Annotated in this window: 5 protein-coding genes; all 5 read right to left on the bottom strand. The window is 45.5% G+C overall.

What is annotated here, in order from left to right; genetic code table 11:
• Window positions 1-641 precede the first annotated feature (641 nt).
• The 5 genes from DWV53_RS02600 to DWV53_RS02580 all read right to left on the bottom strand — a co-directional run bounded on the left by DWV53_RS02600 (window position 642) and on the right by DWV53_RS02580 (window position 6,374).
• Window positions 642-3,212, bottom strand: coding sequence for a TonB-dependent receptor (locus tag DWV53_RS02600; protein ID WP_118151472.1), 2,571 nt, complete (start codon window positions 3,210-3,212; stop codon window positions 642-644).
• Between the two features lie 21 nt (window positions 3,213-3,233).
• Window positions 3,234-3,884, bottom strand: a complete 651-nt coding sequence (locus DWV53_RS02595) for a DUF4974 domain-containing protein (RefSeq protein ID WP_118151470.1) — start codon at window positions 3,882-3,884, stop codon at window positions 3,234-3,236.
• 10 nt (window positions 3,885-3,894) lie between these two features.
• Complete coding sequence (locus DWV53_RS02590) at window positions 3,895-4,446, bottom strand: sigma-70 family RNA polymerase sigma factor (RefSeq protein WP_118151468.1); 552 nt, start codon at window positions 4,444-4,446, stop codon at window positions 3,895-3,897.
• Between the two features lie 99 nt (window positions 4,447-4,545).
• Window positions 4,546-5,910 (bottom strand): MATE family efflux transporter, encoded by a 1,365-nt coding sequence (locus tag DWV53_RS02585; protein ID WP_259318894.1) that lies wholly within the window; start codon window positions 5,908-5,910, stop codon window positions 4,546-4,548.
• Window positions 5,911-5,972: 62 nt separating this feature from the next.
• A complete protein-coding gene (locus DWV53_RS02580) occupies window positions 5,973-6,374 on the bottom strand; it encodes a hypothetical protein (protein ID WP_118151467.1) in 402 nt (133 codons plus the stop codon).
• Between the last annotated feature and the right edge of the window lie 2 nt (window positions 6,375-6,376).

Below are 6,376 nucleotides of genomic sequence, written 5' to 3'. Positions count from 1 at the left end.
TATAAGTATATAAGAAGAAGAGGGGTGCTTGAAAAACAACTGAGACTCTGAGACTGAGACTATGGAAGCAAGTAAAAGGAAAAGAGGCGATAATCTAATTCCCTAGAAAGCAACGACTTATGAAGGTTTCGCGGTTTCCCATTTTCGGTCTCAGCCCTATAGATTATTCGAAAGATTTTACAAAAGCATTCTTTTTAGGTCTCCCAAACCCTCAAAATTGCTTTGTTTTTTGCTTTAAAGTAGATTTAGACCTTGCTGAAATACAAAATCATGTTCTCCTAAAAAATGCAAGTAAAAACGGGATAACTGAGACTATTGCCCGATTTAGAGCCGGAAAAACCGGAAAGTGAGTCTCAGCTGTCTGTTTTGAGTCATTTTCATCCTAAATATTTTCCCAGTTAGAGATTTTTATTTTCCTAACTAGAAATATTATTTTCTTCTCTTAGAAGGGTAATCGTCCCAGCGCAAAATTGCCCTAAAAATGATGCTTGTCATCTATAAACGATAGAATTGATACATTTTTATCGTCTATAAACGATAAAATGTGTATTTGGATTACTGATGACATGCAAAAAGGCTGAACTTCGGGTTAGGAAGTTCAGCCTTTTGCTTATTTGTGATTTCAGGAAAATATAATAATTCTATCTGATACCATTATCTCTATCGCTATTGTTCAGCTTACGGCTGCCTGTATGGTATCTGCGGCCATGGCTGAAGTTGAAGCTGGCAGTAAAGACAAGCATGTTGCCCTGGTCAGCAAGGCGTACCTTGTTCTTCTGCTGCACATACTTGTTGAAAAGTTCATCCTTATACACGCAGCCATGAGGATAGAATACGAATAATCCGAGAACGCCAAACTGCCAGTTCTTATAACTGTAGGTTACGGCAAGATTGGAGGTTGGCTCTCCGCCGTTTGTCTTTTCTCCCCAAAAACTCTTTTCCACCTTATAGGCACCATAGCCAATGTTCCAATTGCCCGTCATGTACCGAATTTCTGCTCCATAACTGAAGTAATTGAACTCGTGGGAATAATCCAAACCCTTTGTCTTGACATTCTGATACTCGCACATGAGGTTCAAATCCAGATGATCCTTGATGAGGTGAACTTCAGGAGTCAACAGCAGGTGCTTGTAATCATGACTCTTCTGATTCTCCGGTTTGCTCACAAAGAGATAAGAGCCATCCTCCCGCTTTTCGGGCAAGATAGAAGTAGCTATAGGCTTGTCGTAATACGTCCAGTTTCCCTCCAGGTACACAGACAACAGCGGAATGTTCCAGGAAGCCGACAAGGTATTGTTGTAGCCGGTAAATGGCTTCAGACCGCTATTGCCGTCACGCGCCTCAAAGCTGTTGGAATATTGGCGCAACTCGCTCAAGTCGGAAAGGCTTGGGATGTCTGATGTGATTTTGCTGCTCCATTTAAAACTCAGACGGTCGCTAGCCTTTGCCTGTAAAGTTACCTGTGGTCGAAACAGCCATTTGCTGTATCCGTTCTCCCCCTGATGGATGGAAGACCTGGTTGCGCCAACTCCCACCTGATAACTGAACCACTTCTGCTGTCCCTGTAGCTGGGTGAAAAGATAGAGATTGCTGTACTTCAATTCCGTATCAGCATTACTGCTTCCCACATAGATGTTATCTGTGTGGCTGATATTATATTGTCCACCTACCGATAAAGCCATCTGTTTCCAGTTCTTGCTGTATGTTCCTTCACCAATAAGAGAGCGCTTTCTACCAGTTGCATCATAACTGTAATCGGTCAGCGGAGCGTTCTTTACAGATTCATCCGGCGATTTGTTGAACGTATATTCCCTCATACGATATTGGTAATCTGTGCCGATGTAAGTACCCACCAGGTTCAGAGCCAGGTTCTGGTCATGGGGCATGTTGAGCGAATAATAAATGTCCAGAGATGGAATCTGCTCCAGCATTTTTCTGTTGTTTTGCAGATATTGATTTGCCTTGCCGCTTTCCTGATAAAGCTGGTTCATGCCTCTCACAGGACTGTTGTGATTGTAGAAATTCAACCGTACATTCAATGTATATTTGTCTGGCTCACTAAGATTATAACCCAACTGTACATTATTGGTGGTGTATAGGAACGGAGAATCATAACCTAAATAATTGCGATGTAGAGTTTCTCCTGTGGGCAGATGATAAGTACCGAGACTCTCATAGCTTCGTTCCTCTACCGAGCGATAGGAGAAACTGTAGTTGATGCTGAATTCCGATTTCTTCACATTGTATTTGAAATAACCGTCGCTATTATTGAAACCTGCCTTGGTGCCTTGCATCGTAGAAACTCCACCCACATAACCGGCATAACGTCGGCGGACCTGGTAGTTGATGACTGCATCCAGATTGCTGTCTCCATATTTGAGTCCTGGAACATTGATGAATTCCACCTTTGTAACTTCATCCGGCTGCAAAGCCAATACATCTTGCATGCTAGCCTTGACATCGTTGATGCGTATTTGCACATCTCCGCCCTTTAATGACTGAACTTTGCGTTCTGCTCGATTTACGATAATGGTAGGCAAAGACAAGTTGTCCAACAGATCATAACCATTGGAAGCCGTTTTCACCTGCTCTTTTGTAGGGAAGATGATTTGTCTATCTACTTTTTCTACAACCCTTGCGGCTTCAACGGTCACACCTTTCAACAAGTATGAATTCGCCTGCATCCTCACATTTCCGATGCGGGCAATAGGTACCAGCTTGCAAATCGTCTTGTAGCCTACGAACGAAACCTTCATGAGGGCCTGTTTCTGCTGGCAGGGGATAACGAAATCGCCATTGGCGTTGCTCACGCCTCCACAGAGAAAGGAGGAATCCTTCGGGTTGAGCAGTTGGATATTGGCGAATTCTACAGGAAGATTGTGATTGTCTATCAGTCTGCCTATCAGCTTGCGCTCGCTCTTGCGTATGCATTCTACCGTGATGAGGCTGTCGCCCACGGTCATCTGCATTGGATAGAAGCCGATTACCTTGCGGATGGCATCGGGAATATTGGCTGTCTTCACGTTCTGGGTAACTGTGAAATCCTCCAGTTCGTTGTAGATGAAACTGATTTTGTAGCGCTTGGAAGCCTTGTCGAGGTCGATGAGAACGTCCGACATGCTGCGGTCGTGATAGTTGCGCTGGATGTGCTGTGCGCTCATCGCCAGGGCGAACGTGCACAGCAGGAATATGATGGCTGAAAATCTTCTCATAATGATGTTGCTTTTTATTTGTTATTTCACAATCAGCTCGTTTTGTTGCAATTCGATGTTTACATTCTCGAATTGGTTCAGTTCTTTTACGATGTTTTCGATGCTCGAATGACTGTTCCATTCGTAATAGAGGCGGAGGGTCTTGTCCTCGTTATTCTCAAACTTCACTTGTAAATCATAATAAGAAGCAATCTCTGAAATCATCTGCTCGAAAGCCACATTCTCGAAAGTCTTGTGAATGGCTGGCTTTTCTGGTTTCGGATGAGTCAGGGAATCCTTTACTGCTACCTGCTTTGCGGAATCTGATTTTATGACTTCCGGATGAGTATCTGCGGTTACCTGGGTTGGTTCCTGGCTGCGCTTGATGTAAGTATGGATTGCGGCAAAGGCAATACCCGAAATCAAGACAAAGCCGGCGATGGATGCTGCTAGTTTACGCCAGGAAGTTATAGGATGAGTTGCTTCTTCCTGAAGTTGATGTTTCTGGCTGAATTTCTCCCATTCCTCATCTACATTAATAATAGGAGAGGGGCTTTCAAGTGCAGAATCCATTTCCACCATCGTCTGATAGAGTTTTCGGCATTCCTCATCCTGCAATATTTCACGAATCTCCTCATCAGAATACTTCTCCTGATGGTCGATGATATCCAGTATTTTTTCAAACTTGTCCATAATAAATCTGCTAAGGGTTAAACTTTTGCTTTAATTTTCTGATGCCTTGCGCCAGATGCTTATAAACTGCCACTTCGCTGATGCCCAATTCCGTAGCAATCTCCCGATATTTCAGTTTCTGCCGAAAGCGGAGATCGAGTACCTTGCGGGTTTGTGGCGTGAGCTCAGTATCCATATAAGCCAGAATTGCCTCGTACTTTTCGGTCTCCCTGTCTATTTCGGCAATCATCGCTTCCAGGGGAGTTATCGAAGGCGAAGTATCGGCTTTCAGGAGATGATGAACCCGGTCTTTCATCTTCTGTCGGCTCAACAGGTTGAGGCATTTATGGCGCACACACACCAGAAGATAGCTCCCGACGTTAGTGGAAGGCAGGGGCGAATTGCTGGCTATTGTCTCGTTATCAAGACCCAGTTGGGTCTTTCCGTCGAGCACATCGGCAAAGACTTCGCTCACCACATCCTTGCTGGCTGCATCGTCCTTCAGAAGTACCCTGGCCAATTGGTACATCCTCAGATAATGCTGCCGGAAGAGCTGTTCTATCGTTTCTTTGTTTATTTGCATTACTTTATTTTCTTTTGCCTATATTACAATCGAATTTTCATTTTCCTAACCCTTAGCAGAATATTTTTTAATGCAAATTTTTAAAACGCCAAAATTACCCTATCGGACTTGCTCCTTCTTCAGATGCTTGTAAAGCCACAGGAAGGCGGGAATGAGGAAGAGATCTGCCATGACCCACGCCACAGGGTCGCCGAAGCAGACACCCGTCCATGCCAGGGCAGGCACCAGCCAGAGACTCACACCGCATCTCGCTATCATTTCCATTACGCCACTCATCATCGAGAGATTGCTGTAACCCAAGCCCTGGATGCTGTAGCGCAGGATGGTAAGCAAGCCCAGACAAGGATAGAAATAGTTGGCGATGCGCATAAACTGGGCTGCATAAGTCACCACTTCTGCCTCGCCCTTATCCACGAAGAGTATCATCATCTCATCGGCAAACGGATAGATGAGCAGGAAGGTGAAGACGAAATAAACCAGCATCATCCTGATGGAAGCCCTTACGCCCTGCCCGATTCTATCCAGCTTCCGGGCTCCCAGGTTCTGACCGCAATAGGTAGCCATCGCCACTCCGATGTTCTCGAATACGCAGGTAAAGAGATATTTGATGCGCATAGAGGCAGTAAATGCAGCCACATAAACCGTTCCCAGAGCGTTGTTGGCACTCTGCAGCATGATGAGACCAATGGCGGTAATCGAGAACTGCAGACCCATCGGAACGCCGTTGTTCAGCAGAATGCTTATCTTCTTATTATCGAATTTTCTTTCTTCTCCCTTCGGAATCAGAATCTGCATCTTCTTTTTGATAAACCAGATACAGAGCAGCACGGAAATTCCCTGTGAAAGCCAAGTGGCAATACCTGCTCCCTCTACACCTAACCCCATACCGAGAATCAGAATGCCATCTAGAATAATGTTGATAACGGAAGCTGTGATGAGGAAATAGAAAGGCTGTTTCGAGTTGCCCAGAGCGCGGATCTGACCGGAGAGCAGATTGTAGGCGATAGTGAAAGGAATCGCCGCAAACTGCAGCATCAGGAAGATGTAGGCGTCATCGAACACCTCCTTCGGCGTATTCACCAGATGCAGAATCTTTCCGCAGAAGATGCAGGAAAGAAAGGTGATGACCACGGCAAACACCACGGCGATGCGGATGCTGTTGCTTACGTAAGCCCGCATCTTGGCATAATCCCTGGCGCCGAAAGCCTGGGCGATAGGGATGGCAAAACCGGCACAGGAACCGTTGCAGAAGCCCATGATGAGAAACATGATGGAGCTGGATGCGCCTACTGCCGCAAGAGCCCCCACGCCAATCCATCTTCCCACGATGGCGGCATCGATGATGAGATACATCTGCTGAAGGATGTAACCCAAGATAAGTGGAATCGCAAATTTGATGATGGCTCGCATGGGCGAACCTACAGTCATGTCATTAGTAGACTTTGAACTTTGAGTTTTGACCATTGAACTTTATGATTAGTTTTTGTTATCCTAAAAATATGAAAGAGGGGGAGAATGCACTCATTTTATTTGAGCGCATCTCCTATCTTCTGTCTGATTTGTGCCATTTTGTTGCGGCGCTCAATGGAGAACGTATCTCCGTGTGCTTCCACGTAATCGAAGAGCATGAACGCCTTGTTCAGAAGTTCATCTCTTGCGGGCTGTCCCACCATGTCAGCCTCGTGATAGTAGAGTTCGGCAAGCATGTCCATCTTGGAGAGTCGCTTCTCCTCGTCGTCGATTCCTGCCATCGCCTTCATCACGTCTTCGATGGTGGCGATGCTGTAGAAGGCGTAAGGACCTACGTATTGATTGTAGAGCTCCCTGATCTTCTCACGTCTCACCTCCACCTCTTTCTTTTCGAGCATTCTTTCGAGTGCCGCCATAAACTCGCGAATCAGTCGCTGTATGTAGTCTCGTTGTAGCATAA

The organism is Segatella copri (genome assembly GCF_003465495.1).
GTDB lineage: Bacteria > Bacteroidota > Bacteroidia > Bacteroidales > Bacteroidaceae > Prevotella > Prevotella copri_G.
This window is presented reverse-complemented; position numbering and strand designations above follow the sequence as displayed.